A 26,765-nucleotide genomic window follows, 5' to 3' on the forward strand; every position below is an offset into this window, starting at 1 on the left:
TATCAATACCAGGCATTGTCGAATAACGCCACAGTATACATGCGCGGCGCTTTTGTTTGTGTCAAAGGATAACAATCACATAGATCAGGCTTTTCGGCTGGAGCGGCCCTCACTCCCCCACATAAGCCGCTAAATGTTCTCCCGTGAGAGTGGGCCGCGTGGTGACCAGTTCGGCGGGTGTGCCCTCGAAGACGATCCGGCCGCCGTCGTGTCCGGCGCCGGGGCCGAGGTCGATGATCCAGTCGGCGTGCGCCATGACCGCCTGGTGGTGCTCGATGACGATCACCGACTTGCCGGAATCGACCAGCCGGTCCAGCAGCCCGAGCAGGTTCGCGACATCGGCCAGGTGCAGGCCCGTGGTCGGTTCGTCGAGGACGTAAACGTCCCCCTTCTCCGCCATCTGGGTGGCCAGCTTGAGCCTCTGCCGTTCACCGCCGGAGAGCGTCGTCAGAGGCTGCCCCAGGCTGAGGTAGCCGAGGCCGACGTCCACGAGGCGGTCGAGGATCCTGTGGGCCGCCGGCGTGCGGGCCTCCCCGTCGGCGAAGAACAGCTCGGCCTCGGTCATCGACATCGCCAGCACTTCAGCGATGTTGCGGCCGGCCAGCTTGTACTCCAGTACCGACGCCAGGAACCTCCGGCCCTCGCAGTCCTCGCAGGTGGACTCGACGGTGGCCATCACGCCCAGTTCGGTGAAGATGACGCCGGCGCCGTTGCAGGTAGGACAGGCACCTTCCGAGTTGGAGCTGAACAGTGCCGGTTTCACGCCGTTGGCCTTCGCGAATGCCTTCCGGATCGGCTCAAGAAGGCCCGTGTAGGTCGCCGGGTTGCTGCGCCGTGAACCCTTGATGGCGCCCTGGTCGATCAGGACCACACCGTCCCGGCCGGCCACCGACCCCTGGATCAGCGAGCTCTTACCGGATCCGGCCACGCCCGTGAGCACACAAAGCACACCGAGCGGGATGTCGACGTCGACGTCACGGAGATTGTTCGTGGACGCGCCGCGCACCTCAAGCGCGCCGGCCGGCGTGCGCACCGTCGCCTTGACCGAAGCCCGGTCGTCCAGGTGGTGGCCGGTGATGGTATCGCTGGACCGGAGGCCCTCGACGCTTCCCTCGAAGCAGACATTCCCGCCCGCGGTGCCCGCCCCTGGACCCAGATCAACAACGTGGTCGGCGATGACGATGGTCTCCGGCTTGTGCTCCACGACGAGCACGGTGTTGCCCTTGTCGCGGAGTTGCAGCAGCAGCTGGTTCATCCGTTCGATGTCGTGGGGGTGGAGACCGATTGTCGGTTCGTCAAAGACGTAGGTGATGTCGGTCAGGGATGATCCAAGGTGGCGGATCATCTTGGTGCGCTGCGCCTCTCCCCCGGACAGAGTGCCCGCCGGCCGGTCCAGCGAAAGATAGCCCAGCCCGATCTCGGCAAACGAATCGAGCAGGTGCCGCAGCCCTTTGAGCAGCGGCTCGACCGAGGGCTCGTTGAGTCCGCGGACCCAGAGGGCCAGGTCGCTGATCTGCATCTGGCACAGTTCGGCGATGTTCATCCCCTGGATCTTCGAGGATCGTGCCTCCTTGCTGAGCCGGGTGCCATCGCATTCGGGGCATGCCTGGAAGGTGATGGCCCGTTCGACAAAGGCGCGGATGTGGGGCTGCATCGCCTCCACGTCCTTGGAAAGCATTGATTTCTGGATCTTCGGAATCAATCCCTCATAGGTGAGATTGATGCCCTCGACCTTGATCTTGGTCGGCTCCTTGTAGAGCAGGTCGTTCATTTCCTTTTTGGTGTACTTCGCGATCGGCTTGTTCATGTCGAAGCCGGCGCCGCTGAAGATGCGCCCATACCAGCCGTCCATGCTGTAGCCGGGGACCATCAGGGCACCCCCGGCCAGCGACTTGCTCTCGTCATAGAGCGCCGTCAGGTCGAAGTCGGAGACCGAACCCATGCCCTCGCACCGCGGGCACATTCCGCCCAGATAGACAGCGTTCTGGACCACGCTCTTTTCAACCCTGCCGCCGGCCTTCTCGGTGCTCATCACGCCGCTCGCCTTCCGGGTCGGGACGTTGAAGGAGAAGGCCGTGGGCGGTCCCACCTTCGGTGTCCCAAGTCGGCTGAACAGGATGCGCAGCATGGCATTGGCGTCGGTGGCGGTGCCGACGGTGGACCTCGGGTTCGCGCCCATCCGCTCCTGGTCGACGATGATCGCCGTCGTGAGCCCCTCCAGAAAGTCGACGTCGGGCCGTGCCAGGTTGGGCATAAAGCCCTGCACGAAGGCGCTGTAGGTTTCGTTGATCATCCGCTGCGACTCGGCGGCGATCGTGGCGAACACCAGCGAGCTCTTTCCCGAGCCGGAGACACCGGTGAACACCGTCAGCCTGCGCTTCGGAATCTCGATGCTGACGTCCTTGAGGTTGTTCTCACGCGCGCCCTGCACCCGGATCAGATCGTGGGTGTCGGCGACGTGGAGCGCGGCCGGCTGCCGGTCCGCGCTGGTGCCCGTGGCCGTGCTCATCGTGTCTCCCTCTGTCAGGCGGGGCCTCCGCCGCGGTGAACGACGGCATCGGCTGGCTCAATGGGAACAGCTTAGAACAGTCGGTGGGCATATCTTCCGACAGGCTTGTCCGGCGCACAGGGCGCCGGAGAATCCATTGTCATATCCGGCAGGCTCACTGAGAATGAACCATGACGGTCTACCTGAGGTCCCTGGAAACTGCAGTCCCGCCCACCGTACTGATTCAATCCGAAGCCCGTGACGTCTTTGCCGCCCAGCCGGGGCTCAGCCGCCTTGGCTCCCGGCTGGTGAACACCTGCTTTGACTCCGCCGCCATCGACACCCGCTACACCGCCGTTGAGGAACTGACCACCGGCAGCCGGGCGGAGAACCCGCAGTTCTTCGATCCCGCCACCGGCCTGCTGCTGAGCCCCAGCACCAAGGTCAGGAACGACATCTTCGCCACCGAAGCCACCAAGCTGTTCATCGATGCCGCGGAAAAGGCGGTGGACGCTTGCCCCGGCCTCGATCGCGGCGACATCACCCATCTGGTCACCGTTTCCTGCACCGGCTTCTTCAACCCCGGACCGGACTACAAGATTGTCCGGGCCCTCGGGCTGAACCCGGCAGTCCAGCGTTACCACCTCGGGTTCATGGGCTGCTATGCCGCCTTCCCGGCGCTGCGTGCCGCGAAATCCTTTTGCGACGCGGACCCGGACGCCGTGGTGCTGGTGGTCTGCGCGGAACTCTGTTCCCTCCACGTCCGTACGTCCAATGATCCGGACACCATCATGGGATCGGCGCTGTTCGCCGACGGCGCGGCGGCCGCAGTCGTCAGCGCCCGCGAACTGCAGGACCAGCCCGCCCTGCTGACCCTGGACCACTTCGAAACGGTACTGACGCCGGTGGGCGAGGAAGCGATGGCGTGGAACATCGGTGACGAAGGCTTTGAAATGGTCCTCGGGACCTACGTCCCGCACATCATCGACGACCACATCATCGGCGCCCTCGAACCGCTGCTGTCCCGGGATGCCTCGCTGATCGGCATTCCCTACCGCGACATCCGCCACTGGGCCATCCACCCCGGCGGCCGCAGCATCCTGGACAAGGTGCAGTCCCGGCTGGAGCTCAGCGACGAACAGCTGGTGCCTGCCCGGGAGACCCTCCGCAACTACGGAAACATGAGCAGCGCCACGGTCCTCTTCGTGATCCGGCACATCCTCGACCTCCCCGCTGCCGGCAACGCCGGCGGGGAACCCGGCGGAACAGTCGACGACGGCGGTGAACGCATCTGCTCTATGGCGTTCGGACCGGGGCTGACGGTGGAAACAGCGCTCTTCACAAAAATCACCGCCCCGCAGGCACCGGGGTCCCACGCCGGGCAGGAGCGGCCCGGTCTGACCCGGGCGGAAACGGCCCTCGCCTGAGCGCCGGAGCCATGGCCCTGCTGCGTACGCGCGCCCTGGACGCCGTCGAGGAGATGGACCGGCCCGACTGCGACCCGGTACGGCTTGACCGGACCTATGCCCAGTTCGCACTGGTCAACCGTGCGGTGTCCGGCTGGCGGGGCATCTACCGCCGGCAGCTGCGGCCGCGGCTCGCTGCGGGGACGGCCACCACGCTGCTGGATATCGGCTGCGGCGGCGGCGATGTGCCGGTGCTGCTGGCGCGTTGGGCGGCCCGGGACGGGCTGCGGCTTGAGATCACGGCGATCGACCCGGATCCGCGTGCCGCCGCGTTCGCCGCACGCTGGCGGAGCCGCGCCGGCGTGACCTTCCGGCGCCAGAGCGCAGCGGAGCTGCTGGGCGCGGGAGCGCGTTTCGACGTCGTGGTGTCCAACCATGTGCTGCACCACCTGGGCGCCGAGGAGCTGACGGGATTCCTCGCGGAATCTGCTGCCCTGGGCACCGGAACGGTCATCCACAATGACCTCCGCCGCAGCCCAGCCGCCTACGCGCTGTTTTCCGCAGCTGCGTTGCCGTTCCACGGCTCCTATATCCGGCAGGACGGCCTCACTTCGATCAGGCGCAGCTACACGGCGGCGGAACTCCGGGCCGCCGCTCCCCCGGGCTGGACCGTGGTACCCCGCCCACCCTTCCGCAACCTGCTGATCCTGGAGAGGACCGGGTCGCCGCGTAGGGGCCCAGCGTGAGCGAGGTCGTCATTATCGGCGGGGGCCCGGTGGGGCTCTATCTGGCGGCACTGTTGCTGCAGCGGGGCGTCGAGGTCGCGGTGCTCGAACAGCGGACCGCGCCGGAACCGCACTCGCGGGCCATCGGCATCCACCCGCCGGCGCTGGAGGCTCTCAGCCGGGCCGGGGTGGCCCAGGAGCTCGTCGGCCGGGGTGTCCCGATCCGTCGGGGCCTGGCCCTCAGCCGCGGCGCTGCCTTGGCCGAAATGTCCTTCGCCGGAGTGTCCGAGAGGTTCCCGTTTGTGCTGTCGCTGCCGCAAAATTCCACCGAGTCCGTGCTCGAGGAACGGGTGCTCGGACTTGACCCGCATGCGCTGCGCCGCGGTCTACGCGTCACGGGGCTGCACGACGACGGCGGCCACGTCACGGTTCAAGCCTGCGTTGCCGGAGAGCAGGAGCGGATCACCGCACCCCTCGTGATCGCCGCCGACGGGGTCCGGTCCGCTGCCCGGGCGGTCCTCGGCGCACCGCTGCGGCGCCGGGACTACCCGGACCGTTATCTTATGGGCGACTTCGCGGACAGCACCGTTTTTGGTTCCGACGCCGCGCTGTTTCTGGCCGGCGAGGGCATCGTTGAGTCGTTTCCACTGCCGGGGCTGCGGCGGCGCTGGGTGGTCCGGCGCGGTCCGGCCGACGACGGCGGTGCCGACAACTCTGCGGGTCTCGACGCCGGCTGGCTCGCCCGGGAGGTCCGGCGGCGTACCGGCATCGACGTCGATACCGGCAGTAACAGCATGCTCAGCGGCTTCGGCGTGCGAGCCCGCCTGGTCCGGCGCATGGTGTTCGGCCGGGTCATCCTGATCGGCGACGCGGCGCACGAGATCAGTCCGATCGGAGGCCAGGGCATGAGCCTGGGCTGGCTCGACGCCCTGGCCTTGGCGCCCCTGGTGCCGGCCCTCCTCGCGGGCAACCGCGCTGGACTGGCGGCATTCGAACGGAACCGGCTGCGCGAGGCGGTGCGCGCGGCACGGCAGTCCGAGATCAACATGGCGCTGGGCCGGCCGTTGCACGGTGGCCTGTTGACCGCCCGCAACGGCGCCATTGCCGCCGTGGCTGCGGTCCCCGCCGCCAACAGGCTCGTGGCACGCCGCTTCACCATGCAATAGCCACATCCGGCGGCGGCGCCGAACCCCTTACGGCGGCGTGTACCAGCAGCCGTAGCTATGCTGGCTGATGATCCGGCCGTCCTGAAACTCCGGACACCGCCATCCCGGCCTAGACTGGCCGCATGGTCAGCATTCCGCCGTCACTCCGGTGGGCCGCCGTCGCGCTGCTGCTCCTGGCGACGGCGTCGTGCAGCGCGGGCACCGGAGCCGCCGGTCCGGGGAACGGGAGCGGTACGCCGGCGTCGCCGTCGGCGTCCGCGTCGGTTGCCGCCCCGCTGACGGCGGAGATCAGCCAGTTCCGTGACAACTACAGCCGGCAGATCATCGAGATCCAGCTGACCAACACCACCGGCGAGCCGGTCACCGTGCTTGCGGCCGGGCTGCGGAGTCCACTCTTCGCGTCCCGAATCAGCTGGACCGCGGCGGCCGCCGGAACAGAACTGCCGCCGCACCAGACAAAAAGCCTGCCCGCCAGCCTCCCGGCCGCGTCCTGCCCCGACCAGGGTGTCGAGCAAAGCCGGGCCCCTGAACAAAGCCGGGCAGGGCAACCGCCCGTCGCCGTCGAGGTGCTGCTCGCGTCCGCTTCCGGGGCACCGGGACAAACGGTCACAACGGACGCAGCCGATCCCTTTGGCGTGCTGGCAAGGAACAACGTCGAAATATGCGTGGCGCAAGAAGCCGCCGCCATTGCCGACCTCCGGTTCGCCCCCGAACTGGAGCTCTCCCCGGACGCCCGGACCGCGTTCCTGCACCTGCTCATCACCCCGCGGAACTCCGCCGCTAGTCCTGCGGACCGGGCGCTGACAATCGACAGTGTCGGCGGAACCACCCTTTTGGAGGAGGATCCCGGTGCACCGTGGCCCAGCGGGCTGCGGGTCGACGCCACGGGCCCGGCGCGCGAGCTGCGGCTTGGCATCCGACCGGCCCGGTGCGACCCGCACGCGGTGGCGGAGGACAAGGTGGGCACCCTGATCCCGCTGCGCGTCTCTGTCGCCGGCCGGGAGGGAGTGCTGAAGGTCGATGCGGGCACGCAGCTGCGGGGCCGGATCTACGATTTCGTCACTTCGGCGTGCGGACGCCAGTAGTCTGTTCCCATGTCCGAAGATGCCAGGTACGACGTCAGCTACACCGCCCCCACCGCCGAGACCAGCGACGACACCATCCGGGAGGCCGTCGAGCAGATCCTGAACGCCGGGGTGCTGCCGCCGATCGTCCAGGTAGGGCACCCGGTTCTCCGGCAGCAGGCGGTCCCGTTCACCGGCCAGCTCGACGACGCCGAGCTCGGCCGACTGGTTGACCTCATGCGCCGCGTCATGCACAAGGCCCCTGGTGTCGGGCTCGCCGCCCCGCAGCTGGGGATCCCGCTGCAGCTGGCCGTCCTGGAAGACAGGTTCGACGTCGACCCCGAGGTCGCGGCGGCGCGCGGCCGGGAACCGCTGCCGTTCTTCGCCATGCTGAATCCGCGTTACGAGCCGCTGGGTACGGCAAAGAAGGCTTTTTACGAGGGCTGCCTGTCCCTGAACGGGCTGCAGGCCGCCGTGCTGCGGCCGGAATCCGTGCGCCTGGACTTCACCGCGGTGGACGGGACGGCGCAGCAGCGGGACTTCACCGGCTGGCAGGCCCGCATTGTGCAGCACGAGACCGACCACCTGCACGGCGTCCTGTACCTGGACCGGGCGGAACTGCGTTCGCTCAGCAACAACGCGGAATACTCCGCCCGCTGGGCCCAACCGGACATCAGCCACGCCCGGCAGGAACTAGGGTTCCTGCCGGGCGAACCCGACGGTTAGCCGGCAGCGGGCGCCGCGGCAGCCGTGTCGTCCTGCGGCGCCGGGTTGGCCGCTGTCGGAAGGTGCCGGGACCACCAATGCAGGATCTGGTCGAAGCGCTGCCGGCGGTGGTGTGGGGTGCCGGAGCGTGAGAGCTCATGGTTCTCGCCCGGGAAAACCAGGAAAGCGGTCTCCACACCCAGCTGCTTGAGGGCGGTGAAATAGCGCTGGCCCTGTTCCACCGGGCAGCGCAGGTCATCCTCGCTGTGGATCACCAGGGTGGGCGTCCGGACCTGGTCCACCCTGGCCATCGGGCTTTGCGCCGCCATCTGCTGGGCCGAGCGGCCGGTGTACTCGCCGCCGAAGAACCAGCCGATGTCCGAGGATCCTGTGAAGCTCACCGGATCGAGGTACCCGCGCTCCACGATGGAGGCCTTGAAGCGGTGGTCATGGCTGATGGTCCAGGCCGTCAGGTAGCCGCCGTAGGAACCGCCCATGATGCCGAGGGCATCGCCGTCGAGCTCTTCGAACTTTTCGAGCGCACCGTCGAGGAAGGCCAGGACGTCCTGCATATCCACGGTTCCCATGCGTTCCTTGATGGCGCGGCCGTGGGCCTGGCCATAACCGGCGGAGCCGCGCGGATTGCACATCAGCACCGCGTACCCGGCCTCGGCATAGACTTGGGCCTCGTCGAAGAGAGCGCCGGTGAACTGGGCGAACGGGCCGCCATGGATGTTGAGCAGCACCGGGTGCGGGCCCTCCCCCGCCGGAGTGACCAGCCAGCCGTGCACGGGATAGCCGTCGGCCGCGGCGAACGTGAGTTCCTGTGGGGGAAGGATGCCCGAGTCGGAGCGCAGCGGCGCCGAGAAGTCCGTCAACACCCGGAGCCGACCGGCTTGGAGGGCGGCGACGTCGCCGGCGGTCCCCGCATCGCTGAAGCTCAGGAGCACCGATCCCGCGCGTTCGGCCGCTCCGGTCACCACACGGTCGCCATCGAGCAGGGTGTTGCGAAGCCCGTCGGGACCGAACTCCAGCAGCTGCGTGGTGCCGCGCGCGTTGTTCAGGACCAGGACACCGTCCGAGCCGGCCGGTTCGAGGCCGCCGCCCAGGTCCATGGTTTCCACGTCGCTGAGCGCGACGGCGTCGCCGCCGTCTGCGGACATAGCGTAGAGCGCCGTGTTGCGGGCGACGAAGTCCTGGCCCGAGGCGCCGAGGTCCTGCGCCGCAAAGTACAGCCACTGGCCGTCCCGGCTCTGGCGGACCGCGGAGACGGACAGCCCGTCCGTGCCGGCGGGGATCACGGCTTCGGGCTCGGCCGGCCCGGCGTCCTGCCCGGCCCGGGTGCCGCTGTCGCCGGGCAGCGGCAGCCGGTAGATCCCGGTGACCAGGTCGTTGTCGCTGTCCTCGTGCAGGGCCGCGGTGAAGTAGATGGCGTTGCCGTCGGTGCTGTAGCTGGCGCCGTTGTGGTCGGTGGCGGCCGTGGTCAGCTGGCGCGCCTCCGGAAGGTTCCGGGCACCCTTGCCGCCGTCCCCTTCGCCGCCGCCGGCGGACTTGGCCGCCTTCAGCGCCCGGCCTGCCGGGGCCACTGCGGGCTCCTCGTCCAGGGAAGGGACGGCTACCAGGAAGAGTTGCAAGGGCTTGTCCGCCGTGTAGCCGACGCCGTTCATCCGGTACTGGTAGTCCGTGATCAGCCGGGCGTCCTCGCCGCCGGCGGAGACCCCGTCGACCGTGCCGTAGCGGCCTTCCTCGGGCGTCCGTGCGCTGAAGACGATACTGCGGGAGTCCGGGGACCAGGTGAATGCACTCACGCCCAGCGGCGCGTCCGTCACCGCCACGGGCTCCCCGCCGTGGGCCTCGACGACGTGCAGCTGGGGTTTGCCGCCGGGCTCGGCACGAAGGAACGCCAGCACCTCCCCGTCCGGGGAAAAGTCCGGCGCGGTGTCGCGGAAGCCACGGGTCAGCCGGCGCGGGCGCTGCGCCGGGTCCACCGGCACGGACCAGAGCTGGCCCACGTAGGCATCGGCCTCGAAATCGGGGCGAACCACGGACACGACGGCCCGTGAGCCGTCGGGGTGCGCGGCGGGGGCCGAAACGGACTTGAGCAGGGGCAGATGTTCGGATTTCACGAGTGCGAGCCTAGCCGCTGCCGCCCGCGAGGTGAAATGCCTCACACCGGCGCGCCGAGGCGTGGAGTACACACTGCCGGCCCGGACATGCCGGCCCTACGATGGACTCTATGCCAGCAGCCTCCCTCGCCGCCCTCGTGTGCCCCGTATGTCGGAGCCCGTTCGCGGCAGGCGACGGTGGACGTTCCCTCGCCTGCCCGGCGGGGCACAATTTCGACGCGGCCAAACAGGGCTATTTCAACTTCCTGACCGGCAGGGGAACCGTCTTCGAGTCGGACACCGTGGACATGGTCGCGGCCCGCTTCGACTTCCTCTCAGCCGGGCACTACCGGGGCCTGGCCGACGCCGTCGCCGACCTTGCCGCACCGTACCTTGCCGCCGCCGGGTCCATCGTGCTCGACGCCGGCACCGGCACCGGCCACTACCTGCGGGCCGTGTTGGACCGCGCGCCCGCGGCGGCCGCCGTTGGCCTGGACATCTCGAAATTCGCGCTGCGCCGGGCGGCGCGGCTGAATCCGGAGGCGGTTAGCCTCGTCGCCGACGTGTGGCAGCCGCTCCCGCTCGCGGACGGCGCCGTCGACGTCGTCACCGTGGTTTTCGCGCCGCGCAACGCTGGCGAATTTGCCCGTGTGCTCCGGCCCGGCGGCCGCCTGATCGTGGTCACGCCCAGGCCCGGCCACCTGGCCGAGATCGCCGGCCAGACCGGCATGCTGGGGATTGAGCCAGCCAAGGACGAGCGCCTCGCCGCCTCACTGGCCGGGCAGTTCCAGTCCCAGGGCGGACGCGAGCTGGACCTGGCGCTGAGCCTGACACCTGCCGACGTGGCCAACCTCGCCCTGATGGGCCCCGCAGGACACCACCTGGACCGCGGCGCCCTCGCTGCCCGGGTGGCAGGGCTGCCAGTCCGCACCGCCGTGTCTGCCCGGTTCCGGATCAGCGTCTTCGAGCCGTTGCCCGTGCCCGCAACGCCGGCGGCCAAGTCGGCGGCTACGTAACGACTTGGCCACGTTCGGGGGCTGACTTCCGCATCCCGTGCCGGTCCTTGCCGTCCGGCTTAGGATGGAACCACGTTACGGAGGCCTGCGCCTGCAGCCGTCCGTGCGGACCGGCAAGGGGGAAAAGATGTTTGCATGGCTGGCCGAAAACTGGTGGGCGTTGTGGCTCACGATTTTTCTGGTGTTCGCGGTGGTGGAGATGCTCACCCTCGACCTGTTCTTCATCATGCTCGGCGGCGGCGCCCTGGCCGGGCTGGCTTCCGCATTCGCGGGGGCCGACCTCTGGCTACAGATCGTCATCTTCAGTGTCGTATCCCTGCTGATGATCGGGTTCGTGCGGCCCGTGGCCCTGAAGCACCTGCGCAGCAGCCCGGCCGACCAGCGCAGCAACGTCGAACGCCTGATCGGTGAATCCGCCCTCGTCGTCGAGCCCGTGAGCGCCCTTGGGGGCCGGGTCAAGATCGGCGGGGACGTTTGGAGCGCCCGCATGGAGACCGGGGAACTCGCACCCGGGCAACATGCCGTCGTCAGGGCCATCGACGGTGCCACCGCCGTCGTCGTTCCGGAGCAGGACCCGGCCGCGCAGGATCCGGCGGCGCAGTAACGGCCGTCCGGTTCCGATTCGGTTCACACAGTCTTCCTGTAGCCGCCACCGGCAGCAGGATCCGCGGCAGCCGAACCGCCGCACAAACAAAACCACATATTTGGGGAAAAGGTGATGTATGGATATCGCAGTCGCAATAGTGCTGCTGGTACTCGTTGCGTTCGTAATAATCGTGCTGGTGCGCTCGGTGCGGATCGTGCCGCAGGCCCGCGCCGGCGTCGTGGAACGCCTCGGCAAGTACCAGCGGACGCTGAACCCGGGCCTGACTATCCTGATCCCCTTCGTTGACCGGCTGCTGCCCCTCCTCGACCTGCGCGAACAGGTGGTCTCCTTTCCGCCGCAACCGGTGATTACCGAGGACAACCTGGTGGTCTCAATCGATACCGTGGTCTACTTCCAGGTCACCGACGCGCGGGCGGCCACGTATGAGATTGCCAACTACATCCAGGCGGTCGAACAGCTCACGACCACGACGCTCCGTAACGTTGTCGGCGGTTTGAATCTCGAAGAAGCCCTGACCTCGCGTGACCAGATCAATGGCCAGCTCCGCGGTGTGCTGGACGAAGCCACCGGCCGCTGGGGCATCCGGGTCTCCCGGGTGGAGCTCAAGGCCATCGACCCGCCGCACTCCATCCAGGACTCGATGGAGAAGCAGATGCGCGCCGAGCGTGACCGCCGCGCCGCCATTCTGACCGCCGAAGGAACCAAGCAGTCCGCCATCCTCACCGCCGAAGGCCAGCGGCAGTCCTCGATCCTGAAGGCCGAGGGTGACGCCCAGGCGGCAATCCTGCGGGCCGACGGCGAGGCGCAGGCCATCCAGAAGGTCTTCGACGCCATCCACAAGGGCAATCCCGACCAGAAGCTCCTGGCCTACCAGTACCTGCAGACGCTCCCGAAGCTCGCCGAGGGCAGCTCCAACAAGCTGTGGATCATCCCCAGCGAGGTGGGCGAGGCGCTCAAGGGCATCGGCAACGTCCTGGGCGGCACCAACCCGAACCCGCGCTCGGACGGCAATTAACGCCTGAGTTACCAAGAGGCACCCGTTCCGGCGGGTGCCTCCCCTCGATCGCCGGCTTTACCTGCGGCGCCGCACCCGCGTATACTTGAGTATTTGTCCGGAAGGTTCAACCTGCCGGAACATTTACGCTTCGCGGCGCGTTATACCTACTGACGATTTCTGTAGTGGGTACGCCGTAGAAAATCGCATGCAACAAGTAGTCCGGCGTGGTCCTGGTGGCCGCCGGCTAGCGCAGGGCCCGGCCCTGCGAACCGACCATAAGGGAGAAAAGATGAGCGATCGCAGCCTGCGGGGTATGCGCCTTGGCGCACAGAGCATGGAGACCGAATCCGGCGTCGAGCCGGCTCCGCGCCAGCGTGTTGAGTACCGCTGCGAGGACGGCGAGCAGGTGTTCGTGACCTTCTCCTCCGAAGCAGAGATTCCCCCGGTCTGGGTCTCGAAGACCGGCAAGGAAGCCCTCCTGGTCGACGGCGAACGCCCTGTGAACAGCAACGAGAAGGCCGTCCGCACGCACTGGGACATGCTGCTGGAACGCCGCTCCCTGCCGGAGCTGGAGCAGATCCTCGAAGACCGGCTCACCATTTTGCGTGAACGCCGCGGCGAACGCCGCTCGGCGTAGCCAGCTAGCCGCTCAGCAAAAAGGCCGGGCCGGCACCTCATGGAGGTGCCGGCCCGGCCTTTTTACGTGGCAGGCACTACTGGCGGCCCAACTTGCGGCTCAGGGTGTTCCAGCGGGCGGTGAGGCCCCACTTGGTGACGTTGATCATGGCCTCGACCACGATGTTGCCGCTCATCTTCGAGGCGCCCAGTTCGCGCTCAACGAAGGTGATGGGGCGTTCCACGATGTTCAGGCCCAGCTTGGCCACGCGCCAGGCGAGGTCCACCTGGAAGCCGTAGCCGACCGAGTCCACCGAATCGAGATTGAGCTTTTCGAGCGTGGTCCGGCGGAAGGCACGGAAGCCGCCCGTGACGTCCTTGATCTTGACGCCCAGCATGATGCGCGCGTAGGTGCTGCCGACGCGGGAAATGGCCTGCCGGTACAGCGGCCAGTTCACGACGCTGCCGCCCGGGACCCAGCGGGACCCCATGGCGAGGTCTGCGCCCTGCTCGACTGCTTCGATCAGCTGTGGCAGCTGCTCCGGCTTGTGCGAGCCGTCGGCATCCATCTCGACGAGGATGTCGTAGCCGGCGTCCAGGCCCCACTTGAAACCGGCGATGTACGCCGCTCCGAGTCCGGCCTTGCCCTCCCGGTGCAGGACGTGGACCTGGCCGTCCTCGGCTGCGATGCGGTCGGCCAGCTGGCCCGTACCGTCGGGGCTGTTATCGTCAACCACCAGAACGTCGGAGGCCGGCACGGCGGTGCGAAGGCGCCCAAGGGTCTTGGGCAACGATTCCAGCTCGTTGTAGGTCGGGATGATCGTGAGGACACGCACAGCGAGGCCTTTCCTTGAAGGGAGCGGTCGAGGGGCCGGCGCAGCCGGCGGTTTGCCGACGACAGGCACAGCTCCCCATTATAGTCAGTCAACCGGCGGCCGCCGCCGGGCGGGACGCTAGCTTCCGAGGGAGCCGGCGGAGAAGAGTTCGACGCCGTCCCGCACCGTCTGCAGGCAGACCGGATCGTTGCCGGTGTCCAGGGCCGGCAGCAGCGGTGTCCGGGCGCGCGGGTCCGTGCTCCAGGACTGGACCCTGCCGTCGGCCACCTGGACCATAAGCTCTTCGACTTCCCAGACCGCGAAGCTGGCCGGAGCGCCGGGAACCAGCTGGCCCGCCATCGGGTTCCGGTAGCGGGCGGCGCGCCAGCCTGCCCTGGTGTGGCCCAGGAAGGCGGCCCGGGCGGAGATCCGCTCGTCGGCGTTGTGGTGTTCCAGGCAGGCGCGCACACTTGACCAGGGCCGCAGCGGGGTGACCGGGCTGTCGCTGCCGAAGCAGACCGGAACGCCGGCAGAGTAGAAGGAGCCGAAGGGGTTCATGGCCGCGTGCCGGGATCCGAGGCGCTGGGCGTACAGGCTCCCCTGGCCGCCCCAAAGGGCGTCGAAGGCGGGCTGGGCGCTGACCGTCACCGAGTACTTAGCCAGCCGGGAGATTGCCTCGGGGTCGGCGATTTCGACGTGTTCCAGGCGGTGGCCGGCTGCGCGGACGCGCTGTTCCCCGACGTCGGCGGCGGCGCGGTCCAGCGCCTCCAGTGCGGCGTCGAGCCCGGCGTCGCCAATCACATGGAACCCGGCTTGGATGCCCAGGACCGAGCAGGCCGCAAGGTGTGCCGCTGCTTCGTCGACGGAGAGGTACTGGCTGCCCCGCTCCCCCGCCGCATCGCTGTAGTCGCTGCGCAGCGCTGCGGTGCGCGAACCGATCGAGCCGTCCATGTTCAGGTCCCCGGCCAGGCCGAGCACCGGGACGCCCAGGCTGTCCAGGATGGACCGGGCATGCTCCGCGGAGCTGGCCAGCTGGCCCCAGTACGGCAGGATCTCCGGGACGGCTTCGCCGGCGCGGCCGCCGTCGTTCCAGCCGGCCGCGAGTTGCAGGTCCTCGATGCTCCCGATGTGCGGGGCCGCCATTTCGGCCAGCGCCACGTACCCGTTGGCGGCTGCCTCGGCAAGGGCAGCGTGCTGGTAGCCGCGGAGGGCGTCCGCCGGGAGTTTCCGCGCGGCGAGCCGCGCGGCGGTGTGCGCGGCCCGCTTGACCTGCCCGTCGGAGTCGGCGCCGGAATAGCCGTCGAGTCCCTCGAGCCCGGAAGCGGCCGCCAGCGACGCGGACACCAGGGCTGAATGCACGTCCACCCGGGAGAGGTACACCGGCCGGCCACCGGCGGCCCGGTCCAGTTCTTCCCGGCTCGGCAGGGTGGGGTCGGCCCAGAGCGTCTCGTCCCAGCCGTGCCCCAATACCGGGCCGCCCGAGCCCGAACCGGAGCGGGCGACGGCGTCGAGCAGCTCGGCGGCGGAACGCACACCGCCGAGCTGCAGCGAGTCCAGGGCGATCCCGGTTTCCGTCAGGTGGACGTGCGAGTCGACGAAGCCGGGAGCGAGGAGGCCGCCCTGCAGGTCAATGACCTCCATGGAGGAGTCGGCGATGGACGTGGCCGCCTGTTCGGAGCCGACCCAGGCCACGGTGTCGCCGTCGACCAGCATGGCCGTCGCGAAGGGGTCCGCCGCGGTGTAGACAGAGCCGTTGCGGTACAGCGTCACCTTGCGCTGCGCTTTGGGTGACTCGGGTGCCTCGGACGGTGAAGCGGTCATGGTGCGGATCTCCTTGTTGCTGGGCGCCGGCGGCACGCCGGGCAGGGTGAAGAATGGGCGGGCAGCACGGGCCGCTGCCGCTAGGGAAGGCTCACGCGACGGCCGAGTAGGCGACGACGCCGCGCTTGACCAGCGTGATCGCGTCGGCGCAAAGCCGGGCAACACGCGGGTCGAGGCCGGGAATCTTGGCGAGCTGGTCCAGCAGGTCGATGACCTGCTTGACCCAGCGGACGAAGTCGCCGGCGGCCAGGTCCGTGCCGCTGAGCACCTCCTGGAGGTGGCGGCCCTTGGCCCACTTGAAGATGGGCCAGACCAGGCCCAGTTCGGGCTCCCCGGTGAGGGGCAGTTTGTTGGCCTCCTCCACGTCCTCCAGGGCGGACCACTCGCGCACCACGGTGTCGACGGCGGACTCCAGCGAGACGCTCGGCATCTTGGGCCGCAGGCCGCGGTCCTCCCGCTTGGCCTGGTAGACCAGGACGCTCGCCAGTGCCGCGATCTCGGCGGCGTCGAGGTCGCTGAAGGCGCCCATCCGCAGGGACTGTGAAATGAGCAGGTCCTTTTCACCGTAGATCCGGCGGAGCCGCTGGCCGTCCGGGCTGATCGAGAGGGTCCCCGCGTCTGAGGTTTCGAGGTAGCCGTAGCTGGAGAGGACCCCGCAGACGCGGTCAAACGTCTTGGCAATGGTGTTGGTGCGGCCCTGGATCTGGCGGATCAGGCCGTCGGTCTCCTGGCGGAGTTTCCACCAGCGCTCGGACCAGCGGGCGTGATCCTCGCGTTCGCTGCAGCCGTGGCAGGGGTGGGCGCGGAGTTCGCGGCGCAGATCCGCGATCTTCTTCTCCATGTTCGGGAGCGCGGCGGCACGGCCGAAGTCCTCGTTGCGGTTCGGCGGTGCCGGCGGGCGGCTCTCCCGGATGGCGTTGCGGACCGAGGAAGCCAGGTCGCGCCGGGACTTCGGCACCTTTGCATTGAACGACTTGGGGATCCGGACCCGGGTGATCGGCGCGAGCGGACCTTCGACGTCGTGCAGGCCGATCCGGCGCAGCTGGTTGTCCATGGTCATCACCGCGGGGCGCGGTTCGCGCGAGTGGTGGTCCGAACTCAGCACGACGGCGAGGCCGGGCGCCCGGCCCGAGGGTACGTCAACGACGTCGCCGGGCAGCAGCCGGCTCAGCGAGTCCTCGGTCAGCGACTTCCGGGCCCTCGAGGTGCCCTTCGCGGCGTTGTTCTCCGCATCCGAGAGTGCCCGGCGCAGCCTGGCGTACTCGGTGAAGTCGCCCAGGTGGCATTCCATGGACTTGCTGAAGCCAGCGAGGGATTCCTCCCGGCTGCGGACCTGCTTGGCCAGGCCGACGACGGAGCGGTCCGCCTGGAACTGGGCGAAGGAGGACTCCAGGATCTCGCGGGCGCGCGGCCGGCCGAACTGCGCCACGAGGTTGATCGACATGTTGTAGGTGGGCCGGAAGCTGGAGTTCAGCGGGTAGGTCCGCCGGGAGGCGAGGCCGGCGACGGCCGCCGGGTCGGTCCCCGGCTGCCACAGCACGACGGCGTGGCCCTCCACGTCGATCCCGCGGCGCCCGGCCCGGCCGGTCAGCTGGGTGTACTCCCCCGCCGTGATGTTCACGTGCGCCTCGCCGTTGAACTTGTCCAGCTTCTCCAGCACGACGCAGCGCGCCGGCATGTTGACACCCAGGGCGAGGGTTTCGGTGGCGAACACGGCCTTGACGAGGCCGTCGACGAACAGCTTTTCCACCACTTCCTTGAACGTGGGCAGCATGCCGGCGTGGTGCGCGGCGAGGCCGCGGAGCAGCCCGTCCCGCCAGCTCCAGAAACCGAGCACGTCCAGGTCGTCGGAGGGGATGTCCTGCGCTGCCTCGTCGACGCGCCGGGCGATGATGAGCTGCTCCTGCTCGGTGGTCAGCCACAATCCCGCGGAGACACACTGCGCCACGGCGGCATCGCAGCCGGCGCGCGAGAAAATAAAAGTGATCGCCGGCAGCAGGTCCATCCGGTCCAGGCTGGCGATGACCTGCGGGCGGCTGGCCTTCCGGACCGGGCTGCGTGTGGCCTGCGGGGCCTGGTCACGTTGGCTGCGCTGGTTCCGCTGGCGCTGGTTGCGGCCGCCGTGGCCGAAGCGCCCGCGGAAGTTCATTTGGCTCTCGGCACGCGCCATTGACAGCAGTTCCGGGTTGACCTCAAAGCCGGCGCGTTCGGTGATGACACCGCCGCCGGCGGTTTCCGCGGTGGCGGACACGGCGGACACGGCGGCCTCGCCCGCGGGGGCAATCTCGTCGAAGCTGGTGTCTCCGGCAAACAGGTCCACGATCTTGCGGCCCACCATCACGTGCTGCCAGAGCGGGACGGGACGGTGCTCGGAGACGATCACGTCGGTCTGGCCGCGGACGGTGTCCAGCCAAGCGCCAAATTCCTCCGCGTTGGAGACGGTGGCGCTGAGCGAGGCCACCTGCACCTCGCTGGGCAGGTGGATGATGACCTCTTCCCACACGGCGCCGCGGAAGCGGTCGGCGAGGTAGTGGACCTCGTCCATCACGACGAAGCCGAGGTCGTCCAGCGTCGCCGAATCCGCGTAGAGCATGTTGCGGAGCACTTCGGTGGTCATCACCACCACTGGCGCCTCGCCGTTAATGCTGGTGTCACCGGTCAGCAGGCCCACCTGGGCGGCGCCGTACTTGTCCGCCAGTTCGGTGTACTTCTGGTTGCTCAGCGCCTTGATCGGCGTCGTGTAGAAGGCCTTCAGTCCGCGCTGGAGCGCCAGGTAGATGGCGAACTCCCCCACAATCGTCTTTCCGGCTCCGGTCGGGGCCGCCACCAGCACACCGCGGCCTGCCTGCAGGGACAGGCACGCCTCGCGCTGGAAGGGATCAAGGTCGAACGCGAGCGAGCGGGTAAATCCGCCCAGGTAGGTCTTGGCTTCTGCGGCCCGCTCGGCGCTGGCACGGTAGCGCTCGGACGGCGACTCCGGCCCGGGTAGTGAGGACATGCTTCCAGCCTAGTGCGCCAACGGCTAGAGATTCTCCAGCTCGGAGCTTGGAGTCGCCTGGTCGGCGGTGGCTTCAGTTTCCGCGGCCACCTTGGCGGCGCGTTTGTCCCGCCGGCGGTCGTTGAGCAGGCACAGTCCGATAGCCGTGAAGAAGAGCACCAGCATGGGGATAGCAAGGTAGAACATGCTCATCGCGTCCGCACCGGGCGCGGCCATGGCGGAGAAGAGGCAGACGAGGAACACCGTGATCCGCCAGCTCTTGACCAGCTGACGGCCCTTGATCAGTCCCGCCAAGTTCAGCCCGAACAGCACCACCGGCAGCAGGAACGCGATGCCGAACGCCAGCAGCAGGCGCAGGACAAAGGACAGGTACACCTGGGCGCTGATGAAGTTCGAGCCGCCGGAGGGGGTGAAGTCGGTCAGCACGCGGACGGCGTTGGGCAAGACCAGCCAAGCCAGCAGCACGCCGCCGACGAACAGCGGCACGGCGGCAGCTACGAAGGACAGCGCCAGCCGCCGCTCCTTCTTGTGCAACCCCGGGACGATAAAGGCCCAGAGCTGGTAGAGCCACACCGGGCTCGCGACGATCAGGCCCAGGAATACGGACACCTGGATCATCAGGTCGAAGGAGCTCGCCACGCCGTCGAAGTTCAGCGAGGCCTGCCGGCCTTCATGTTCGTTCAGGTCGCGGATTGGTTTGATCAGCGCCGCCAGCATGGGCTGGTAGACGAGGAAGCCGGCGACGGTCCCAAGGACCACGGCGATGGACGACTTAAACAGCCGGTTCCGTAGCTCCTTGAGGTGGTCCAGCAGGGCCATTCGGCCCTCGGGGTTCGATCGGCGGCTCATGGTTACTGCCATGTGGTTCTAGGCGCGGTTCGGCGGCGGAACGTCGGTTCCCTCGCCGGGGCGGCTTTCGGTGCCGGTGGACCGGGGGTGGTTCACGACTTTGCCTTCAACGGCGTCGGAATCGGCGGCCGCTTCCGGATTGCCGTCCTTCTTCATTTCACGGACCTCGGATTTGAAAATCCGCATCGACTGGCCCAGGCTGCGGGCCATTCCGGGCAGCTTCGGTGCAGCGAAAAGCACCAGTGCCAGAACGATGATGATGATGAGATGCCAGCCTTCAAGCCTCATGTCGGGTGGTCCTTTCGTTTGAATCCATCGTATGTCTAACGGAGATCGATGTCGCGCAGCGCCTGGGGCTGGCCACGCTCCGTCTTGCGCCGGATCCGGCGCAAGCGCCGGGCTTCCTGCCGGGCAACTTTGGATGCATGGTAATCATGTCGCATCAACGCGGGCGGGGCAAAAACGGCTGAGCCTGGCACAGCATACGCACCGGATTCGGTTCCTCCCCCGTCGCCGTCCGAGCCTACGGCGTCCACATGAACAGCAGCTGAACCGGAGGTAAGGGGCGCTGCGGCGAAGTTCGAGAAGCGGTCCCCCGCCTCCCCGAGTTCTTTGACCGTGGCCATGAATTTACGGAACAACCGGACGCCCAGCACGCCGTAGAAGAGCAGTGACAACGCAATGAGCGCTATCCAGATAACGATCCAAGTCCACCAAGGCATGCTGATCAGTCTAGCTGGCGCACAGCGTGCTCCCCGTACCCGGCCAGGGCGGCGTCCAGCCATTCCCGGGCCGCGTCGGCCAGGTCCTGGGGCTGCAGGATCCGGACAGCGCCCCCGTGCTGGGCCACGAACATCGGCAACCAGTCCGCGCTGCCGAATCGGATTTCCGCCAGCATGTTCCCGTCCGGAAGCGCTGCGGTCCGCTCGGCGTAGTAGTCGTCCGCCAGCCCGGCGCCCTGCCGGGTCAGCTCCAGAACCACGACGGCGTCGTCGTCGTTCGGGGTGAAGAGCTTGACCGGGAAACCGCCGGCCGGGTTGCCGGCCGAGGATACCGGCCGGCCGGTGGGCCGCAGGTCCTGGATGCGGTCCAGCCGGAAGTTCCGCAGGCCCTCCGCGGTGTGGCAGTACGCCTCGAGGTACCAGGTGCTGTCCAGCGAGTAGAGCCGATGCGGATCAACGTCGCGTTCGGACACGGCGTCGCGCTGCGGGGCGAGATAGCTGAGCCGCAGCTGTGCTCCGGTGCGGATGGCCTCGCGAGCTGTTTCCAGGGTGGCGGAATCCTCCGGTGCAACCTCGGGCCCAGAGACCGCGGCGGCCTTGAGGCCCTCCTCGCCCGCGGCAGCCATCAACTTGAGCGTGACCGACTCCAGGGCGCCGCCCTCATCGAGGCCGGGCAGGCCGTTGAGGGCCTCCAAACCGGTCAGCAGGGCACATGCCTCGTCCACGCTGAACCGGACCGGGCGTTTGAGGTCCAGGTCCTCGAAGATGTACACATGGTCGTCGTCCCACCGGATGTCCAGCAGATCGTCCGGATAGCCCTCCGGCAGGCCGGAGCAGATCAGGATGCGCAGGTCGTCTTCGAGTTCCTTGCGGGTGATGCCAAAGCGGTCGGCAACGTCGCTGATGTGCAGTCCCTGGTTGTGGACCAGGAACGGGACCAGTTGCAGCATCCGCTTGAGTTGATCCTCCGAGGTGCGCTTCCGGCGTTTCGGCTGTTCCGAGCGCGGAAATTCGATCGGCGGCTCCGGTGCCGCGGCGAAGGCCGCGGCGGCAGCCAGCCGCCTCCGTACGGCCGCGTGCAGGCCCGCCGGGGAGACGGCGATGGCCTTAGGGCCGTAGGAGGCGAGTTCTTCCGCGAGGGTTTCAGCGTCCCGGTACGGCACCCTGAGCCGGTCGAAGCCGGCGGGCGGCGGGACGGCAACGGCCTCAGCTGCGGATTCTGCGGCTGATTCTGCGGCTGCGCCGCCCGTTCTGGTGCCGCCGTCGAAGGGTTCGGAGTGCTTGCGCAGCCCCAGCAGAGCACCGGCGGCGACGTTGACGACGGCGTGCCGCACGGGCAACTCGGGCAGCGCGGCCAGTTGTTCGCGGACGTTGAACGACGGCGGGGGCGTGAAGGTGTCCTCCAACACGCTGACAGCGGAGGTGAAGCGCGAAAGCCGGAAGAACCGTTTATCACCCCGGGCGCGGTCGTGGCCGACGAGGTACCACTGGCCGAAGCGGCTGCCCAGGCCCCAGGGTTCGACCGTCCGCATTTCCTCCTGCCCGGTGCTGCCTGCCAGGTAGCTGAAGCTCACGGGGTGTTGGGCGTGGATGGCCGCGACCAGGTCCTCGAAGGCCTGACCGGCCGGCCGGATGCGGGGCTGGACGCCGGCGGGAAGTTCGGCGTCCACCAGGCCGCCGGAGGCCTGGAGTTTGCGCATGGCGTTCTGCGCGGCGGAGCCGAGAGCCGCCTGTTCCCAGAGCTGCGCGGCCAGGATCAGCACCGTGCACTCCGCGGGGGTGAGGCTTACGTCCGGGAGCCGGTTGGATTCCTTGCCGATCCGGTAGCGGGTGGTCGCGGGATCATCCGAGCCCCAGCCCTTGTCCGTCACCGTTTCGACCTCAAAACCAAAGTGGCGCAGTTCGCCCTTATCCCGCTCGAACATCCGTCCGAAGGCGGCCTCGGAGCTGGTCGTGTCGTGGTACACCTTTTCGCGAAGTTCGCTCCGACGCAGGCCGTACTTGGTGTTGAGCAGCGCGATGAGCAGGTTCAGGAGTCGTTCGGTACGTGAGGCGGACACTCCGCAAGGTTACTAAAGTCCCCACGCTTAAACGGCGAAAGCGCGGCAACAGCCGGAAGAACTTTCCGATTGTTACCGCGCTCGCACCGGATGACGCTAGGCCGGTGGGTGGGCCCACGCCCGCAGGGATCCCTGTCCGAGCTTGCGAGGATAGGGGGCGGGTGGGGACTAGCGGACGGCCACGAGGTCGACGACGAAGATCAGTGCCTCGTTGGGGCCGATCGCTCCACCGGCGCCACGCGAGCCGTAGGCCATTTCGGAGGGGATCTCCAGCCGGCGGCGGCCGCCGACCTTCATGCCCAGCAGGCCCTGGTCCCAACCCTGGATGACCTGGCCGACGCCGACCCGGAAGTCGAGCGGCGCGCCGCGGCCCCAGGACGCGTCGAACTCTTCGCCGGTGGACCAGGCCACGCCAACGTAGTGGGTGGAGACGGTGTCGCCGGCCTTGGCCTCGGCGCCGTCGCCCTCGATCAGGTCGGTGATGACGAGCTCGGCGGGTACGGCGCCCTCGGGGAAGTCAATCTCCGGCTTCTGGCGGTCGATGTTGCGTTGTCCAAATGACATGGGTTACTCCTTCGTGGGTGTGGCTTGGTGGTGGTGCGGTTTACCTGACGCGGTTTACTTCACGCCGAGGATGTCGACGACAAAGACCAGGTCACCGACCGGCTGGCCACTCGCAGCAGTGGCGTCGGGGTAGGCGAGGGCCTTCGGGATGACCAGGAGGACCCGGGAACCGACGGTCTTGCCGGAGAGGCCCTGGGTCCAGCCCTTGATCACGCCGTTGAGCGGGAACGTGGCCTTCTTACCGCTGTCGAAGCTGGAATCGAAGACATTGCCCCCGGCCAGCGCCACACCGACGTAGTTGACGGTGATGGTGTCGGTTTCCTTGACCGCCTGGCCCTTGCCCTTGATCAGGTCCTGGGAGATGAGGGCGGTGGGTGCGGCCACGCCGTCGACGGAGATGACGGGAACGCCCTTGTCGTTTTCCTTCACGGTCGGCAGGCCGGCCGGCGGGGTTACGGCGTCGCCCTCGGGCTTGTCCAGCACCTTGGGCGCGTCCTTGGCGGCGAGGATCTTGATTACCAGCAGCTGCGAAGGCTGCGCATCGCCGCCCTGGGCGCTGGCGGCCTTGCCGGGGACTGCCAGGGCAAGGTGGGAGCCGACCTTGGCGCCGACGAACGCGTTGTAGATGACCGCGCTGCCGGACTTGAGGTCGTCGTTCAGCTCCAGCTTCTCGGGATCCTTGGCGAAGGTGTCCTCAACGGTCGAACCGTCCTTGCCGTTGAAGGCGACGATGGAAATGTCCGCAACCTGGTTGGCCTTGACGCGGTCGCCGTCGCCCTCCTTGACCACCTTGATGGTCGGGTCCTTGACGTCGAGCGGCTTGGTGAACTCGACGCCGGGGGCCTTCTTCTCGCCATTGTCCGTCAGTTTCAGGGAGTCGAGCTTGGCGGTCTCACCGGCGGACTGGCTGGTGGGCTCGGGGGCGGCAGGTTCCCCGCCACCACAGGCGGTGAGCAGCAGCAGTCCGGGGATGAGAATTGCTAATAGTCGGCGCACGTAAGAACTTTCGTCGGGGCAGGATGGACGCTTCACCGGACGGGTGCCAGCGGCAAAGCATGCGGTAGCCGTGAAACGGCACCTTCCCCAGAATAACGCGGAAAGCTGGGTATCAGCCCATAGAGTCCAGCAAGGCGTCCACCCGGTCGTCCACGCTGCGGAACGGATCCTTGCACAAAATGGTCTGGTGGGCGCGGTCGTTGAGCTTCAAATGGACCCAGTCCACCGTGTAGTCGCGGCCCAGTTCCTGGGCCCGGCGGACGAAGTCGCCGCGCAGTTTGGCCCGGGTGGTCTGCGGCGGGGCGTCGACCGCGTCCTTGACCGCGGTGTCGTCCACCACGCGCCGGGCCGCGCCGCGGGACTGGAGCAAATAGAACAGCCCGCGGCTACGTGAAATGTCGTGGTAGGTGAGGTCCAGCTGCGCGATCCGGGGTGCGTCCAGCTCGAGGCCGTGCCGTTCCCGGTAGTTATCCATCAGCTTCTTCTTGATCGCCCAGTCCACCTCGGTGTCGATGGCGCTCGTGTTCTCGCTTTCAATCGCGTCCAGGGTGCGTTCCCACAGGTCCAGGATCAGCGGGACGTGGGCGTTGTGGGCGCCCCGGTCCGCCACGAACTCGGTCACCTTGGCCAGGTATTCGCGCTGGATTTCCAAGGCGGTCAGCTGCCGGCCGTTGGCGAGGCGCACCACGGCGCGTCCGGTCAGGTCGTGCGAGATCTCCCGGATGCTGCGGATGGGGTTCTCCATCCGCATGTCGCGCATGATCACGCCGGCCTCGATCATCCGCAGGATCAAGTCCACGGTCCCGACCTTGAGCAGGGCCGTGGTCTCGGACATGTTCGAGTCCCCCACGATCACGTGGAGCCGCCGGTAGAACTCGGCGTCGGCGTGCGGTTCGTCACGGGTGTTGATGATGGGCCGCGAGCGGGTCGTGGCCGAGGAGACGCCCTCCCAGATGTGGTCCGCACGCTGGGAGAAGGCGAAAGTGGCGCCGTGCGGGGTCTTCAGGATCTTGCCCGCGCCGGCGATCAGCTGGCGGGTGACGAGGAAAGGGATCAGGATTTCGGCCAGCCGGGAAAACTCCCCGCGGCGGGGTATCAGGTAGTTTTCGTGGCTGCCGTAGGAGTTGCCGGCCGAGTCGGTGTTGTTCTTGAAAAGGTACACGGTGCCGTTGAACCCTTCGGCCGCCAGGCGTTCCTGCGCCTCGTCGACAAGGTCATCCAGGATTAATTCGCCGGCACGGTCGTGGGCGATGAGCTGGGCCAGGTCGTCGCACTCGGCGGTGGCGTACTCGGGGTGGGATCCGACGTCGAGGTACAGCCGGGAGCCGTTGGTCAGGAACACGTTGGAGGACCGCCCCCAGCTGACGACCTTGCGGAAGAGGTAGCGGGCCACCTCTTCCGGCGCCAGCGGGCGGGACTCCGGGCTCGAGTAGGAAATTCCGAATTCGGTTTCGATCCCGAATATGCGCTTGTCCATCTCAGTTCTCCTCAGCGAGCAGTGCCACAACATCGGCGTCGTCGAGGCGGCGGAAAGCGCGCCGGGTGCCCCGGGCGCTTTCGGAGCCGCGGTCCAGCACGGCGACCTCCACGGCCGACGCCGGGAGGGCATCGGCTTCCTTGTCCGCGACCAGTCCTGCCAGGGCCAGCCGGATGGCCCCGGCGAAGTCCAGCTCTCCCCGCCAGCCGGCGGCGACGGCCTCGGAGACCTTGTCCGCCTGGCCGCCCATCACGATGAACCCCTGCTCATCGGCGATGGATCCGTCGAAGGTGAGCCGGTAAAGGTGGTCTGTTTCCGGGCCGGACCCGACTTCCGCGACGGCCAGCTCCACCTCGAAGGGCTTCTGCTCGGCCGTGAACACCGCGCCCAGGCTTTGCGCGTAGACGCTGGCGAGCCCGCGGGCCGTGACGTCCTCGCGGTCGTAGGAATAGCCGCGGACGTCGGCGTACCGCACCCCGGCCTGTCGCAGGCTCTCGAACTCGTTGTACTTGCCGACCGCGGCGAAGGCGATTTTGTCGTAGATTTCGCCGATCTTGTGCAGCGACGGCGAGGGGTTCTCCGCCACCAGGGCAATCCCGTCGCGGCAGCTGATGACCACCACCGAACGCCCCCGCGCGATTCCTTTCCGGGCGAAGTCCGCCCGGTCCTTCATCAGCTGTTCCGGTGAGACATAGAATTGCTGGGTCATCTTAGGCCTCCCGCTGGGCTACGGCCCGTGATTCGATGATGGTGCCGGCCGCGGCCGCGAGCTCCCGCTCCGGGACACGGACGGCGCCGGTCCGGCTGACCACGTAGACCACCGGCCAGAGCTGCCGGACCGGGTCCGGGCCGCCTGTGGCAGAGTCGTCGTCGGCCGCGTCGTACAGTGCTTCGACGGCCACTTTCACGGCGTCCGCCTCGGAGAGGCCGGGGCGCCAGAGCTTTTTCAGCGCGCCGCGGGCAAACATGGAACCCGACCCGACGGTGTGGTGTTCCTGCTCCTCGTAGCGGCCGCCGGTGACGTCGTAGGAGAATAGGCGGCCGACGCCGGCGGGCCGGTCAAAGCCGGCGAACAGCGGAACGACGGCGAGGCCCTGCATGGCCATCGGCAGATTGCCGCGGATCATGGCGCCGAGCCGGTTGGCCTTGCCGTCCAGGCTCAGCTGGGTGCCTTCGATTTTTTCGTAGTGTTCGAGTTCCACCTGGAACAGCCGGGTGATGTCCAGGGCAATGCCGGCCGTCCCGGCGATACCGAGCACGGAGTACTGGTCCGCGGGAAACACTTTCTCGATGTGCCGGCTGGCGATCACGTTGCCCATGGTGGCGCGGCGGTCCCCCGCCATCAGCACTCCCCCGGCGTAGGTCATGGCAACGATCGTGGTCGCGTGCGGGGTCTGCAGCGGCACGGCGGCGGTTCCAGAGGGTAGGCCCTGTAGGACGGAGTACGGCAACAGTTCGGGCCGTGAACGCTGCAGATGCTCGGTGAATGAGGACGTCGCGTTGGCTGCTACCTGGTTGGCTGATGTTTCCTGCACTGGTGCACTCCCTCAACGTAGTGGATCAACGACT

At 68.0% G+C, this 26,765-nt stretch carries 23 protein-coding genes; 9 read left to right on the top strand and 14 right to left on the bottom strand.

All coding sequences use genetic code 11. The features are described from left to right. Positions 1-109: 109 nt before the first annotated feature. On the bottom strand, positions 110-2,509 hold the full coding sequence (locus ACZ5Z0_RS01300) for an ATP-binding cassette domain-containing protein (protein WP_464109553.1): 2,400 nt from the start codon (positions 2,507-2,509) through the stop codon (positions 110-112). A gap of 170 nt (positions 2,510-2,679) precedes the next feature. Between ACZ5Z0_RS01300 and ACZ5Z0_RS01305 the strand changes: the two genes are divergently transcribed. The 5 genes from ACZ5Z0_RS01305 (at position 2,680) to ACZ5Z0_RS01325 (ending at position 7,575) form a co-directional block, all read left to right on the top strand. Then, positions 2,680-3,915 (top strand): type III polyketide synthase, encoded by a 1,236-nt coding sequence (locus ACZ5Z0_RS01305; protein WP_464109554.1) that lies wholly within the window; start codon positions 2,680-2,682, stop codon positions 3,913-3,915. Positions 3,916-3,926: 11 nt separating this feature from the next. Then, on the top strand, positions 3,927-4,640 hold the full coding sequence (locus tag ACZ5Z0_RS01310) for a class I SAM-dependent methyltransferase (protein ID WP_464109555.1): 714 nt from the start codon (positions 3,927-3,929) through the stop codon (positions 4,638-4,640). Next, entirely contained in the window at positions 4,637-5,785 is a 1,149-nt protein-coding gene (locus ACZ5Z0_RS01315; RefSeq protein WP_464109556.1) for an FAD-dependent oxidoreductase, read from the top strand. Before ACZ5Z0_RS01310 ends, ACZ5Z0_RS01315 begins: the two co-directional genes overlap by 4 nt. 122 nt (positions 5,786-5,907) lie before the next feature. Then, positions 5,908-6,870 carry a hypothetical protein gene (locus tag ACZ5Z0_RS01320; RefSeq protein WP_464109557.1) on the top strand — a complete coding sequence of 321 codons (963 nt, stop codon included), beginning with the start codon at positions 5,908-5,910 and terminating at the stop codon, positions 6,868-6,870. A 9-nt stretch (positions 6,871-6,879) separates the two neighbouring features. Next, positions 6,880-7,575, top strand: a complete 696-nt coding sequence (locus ACZ5Z0_RS01325; RefSeq protein ID WP_464109558.1) for a peptide deformylase — start codon at positions 6,880-6,882, stop codon at positions 7,573-7,575. On the opposite strand, the gene ACZ5Z0_RS01330 is transcribed toward ACZ5Z0_RS01325, so the two are convergent. Continuing rightward, positions 7,572-9,680, bottom strand: a complete 2,109-nt coding sequence (locus ACZ5Z0_RS01330; protein WP_464109559.1) for a S9 family peptidase — start codon at positions 9,678-9,680, stop codon at positions 7,572-7,574. The two genes, ACZ5Z0_RS01325 and ACZ5Z0_RS01330, sit on opposite strands and share 4 nt — an antisense overlap. Positions 9,681-9,790: 110 nt before the next feature. On the opposite strand from ACZ5Z0_RS01330, the gene ACZ5Z0_RS01335 reads away from it, so the two are divergent. From ACZ5Z0_RS01335 to ACZ5Z0_RS01350, 4 genes are all read left to right on the top strand, one after another. Continuing rightward, on the top strand, positions 9,791-10,675 hold the full coding sequence (locus tag ACZ5Z0_RS01335) for a methyltransferase domain-containing protein (RefSeq protein WP_464109560.1): 885 nt from the start codon (positions 9,791-9,793) through the stop codon (positions 10,673-10,675). A gap of 127 nt (positions 10,676-10,802) precedes the next feature. After that, positions 10,803-11,279, top strand: coding sequence for an NfeD family protein (locus tag ACZ5Z0_RS01340; RefSeq protein ID WP_464109561.1), 477 nt, complete (start codon positions 10,803-10,805; stop codon positions 11,277-11,279). Between the two features lie 118 nt (positions 11,280-11,397). Beyond that, positions 11,398-12,297: an SPFH domain-containing protein gene (locus ACZ5Z0_RS01345; protein ID WP_464109562.1), complete on the top strand. Its 900-nt coding sequence runs from the start codon at positions 11,398-11,400 to the stop codon at positions 12,295-12,297. A gap of 271 nt (positions 12,298-12,568) precedes the next feature. After that, a complete protein-coding gene (locus tag ACZ5Z0_RS01350; protein WP_026266329.1) occupies positions 12,569-12,916 on the top strand; it encodes an RNA polymerase-binding protein RbpA in 348 nt (115 codons plus the stop codon). A 76-nt stretch (positions 12,917-12,992) separates the two neighbouring features. Here ACZ5Z0_RS01350 and ACZ5Z0_RS01355 read toward each other — a convergent pair whose 3' ends face one another. The 12 genes from ACZ5Z0_RS01355 to prcB all read right to left on the bottom strand — a co-directional run bounded on the left by ACZ5Z0_RS01355 (position 12,993) and on the right by prcB (position 26,731). Then, positions 12,993-13,730, bottom strand: a complete 738-nt coding sequence (locus ACZ5Z0_RS01355) for a polyprenol monophosphomannose synthase (protein WP_464109563.1) — start codon at positions 13,728-13,730, stop codon at positions 12,993-12,995. A 117-nt stretch (positions 13,731-13,847) separates the two neighbouring features. Further along, entirely contained in the window at positions 13,848-15,530 is a 1,683-nt protein-coding gene (locus tag ACZ5Z0_RS01360; RefSeq protein ID WP_464109564.1) for an amidohydrolase, read from the bottom strand. A 91-nt stretch (positions 15,531-15,621) separates the two neighbouring features. Further along, entirely contained in the window at positions 15,622-18,528 is a 2,907-nt protein-coding gene (locus ACZ5Z0_RS01365; protein WP_464109565.1) for a DEAD/DEAH box helicase, read from the bottom strand. A 24-nt stretch (positions 18,529-18,552) separates the two neighbouring features. Continuing rightward, entirely contained in the window at positions 18,553-19,347 is a 795-nt protein-coding gene (gene tatC / locus ACZ5Z0_RS01370; protein WP_464110674.1) for a twin-arginine translocase subunit TatC, read from the bottom strand. Positions 19,348-19,395: 48 nt separating this feature from the next. Beyond that, on the bottom strand, positions 19,396-19,665 hold the full coding sequence (tatA, locus tag ACZ5Z0_RS01375) for a Sec-independent protein translocase subunit TatA (RefSeq protein WP_464109566.1): 270 nt from the start codon (positions 19,663-19,665) through the stop codon (positions 19,396-19,398). Positions 19,666-19,700: 35 nt separating this feature from the next. Continuing rightward, the gene (locus ACZ5Z0_RS01380) at positions 19,701-20,099 is read right to left on the bottom strand and encodes a hypothetical protein (RefSeq protein ID WP_464109567.1); all 399 of its coding nucleotides are present in this window, start codon (positions 20,097-20,099) and stop codon (positions 19,701-19,703) included. Between the two features lie 5 nt (positions 20,100-20,104). Beyond that, positions 20,105-22,159: a helix-turn-helix transcriptional regulator gene (locus tag ACZ5Z0_RS01385; RefSeq protein ID WP_464109568.1), complete on the bottom strand. Its 2,055-nt coding sequence runs from the start codon at positions 22,157-22,159 to the stop codon at positions 20,105-20,107. A 168-nt stretch (positions 22,160-22,327) separates the two neighbouring features. Beyond that, entirely contained in the window at positions 22,328-22,723 is a 396-nt protein-coding gene (locus tag ACZ5Z0_RS01390) for an FKBP-type peptidyl-prolyl cis-trans isomerase (RefSeq protein WP_464109569.1), read from the bottom strand. Positions 22,724-22,777: 54 nt separating this feature from the next. Further along, positions 22,778-23,719, bottom strand: coding sequence for an FKBP-type peptidyl-prolyl cis-trans isomerase (locus tag ACZ5Z0_RS01395; RefSeq protein ID WP_464109570.1), 942 nt, complete (start codon positions 23,717-23,719; stop codon positions 22,778-22,780). A gap of 112 nt (positions 23,720-23,831) precedes the next feature. Further along, on the bottom strand, positions 23,832-25,196 hold the full coding sequence (gene pafA / locus ACZ5Z0_RS01400) for a Pup--protein ligase (protein ID WP_138769317.1): 1,365 nt from the start codon (positions 25,194-25,196) through the stop codon (positions 23,832-23,834). A 1-nt stretch (position 25,197) separates the two neighbouring features. Then, entirely contained in the window at positions 25,198-25,905 is a 708-nt protein-coding gene (gene prcA, locus ACZ5Z0_RS01405) for a proteasome subunit alpha (RefSeq protein WP_464109571.1), read from the bottom strand. 1 nt (position 25,906) lies between these two features. After that, positions 25,907-26,731 (bottom strand): proteasome subunit beta, encoded by an 825-nt coding sequence (gene prcB, locus ACZ5Z0_RS01410; RefSeq protein ID WP_464109572.1) that lies wholly within the window; start codon positions 26,729-26,731, stop codon positions 25,907-25,909. Positions 26,732-26,765 lie beyond the last annotated feature (34 nt).

Source organism: Arthrobacter sp. T2-23, assembly GCF_055398325.1.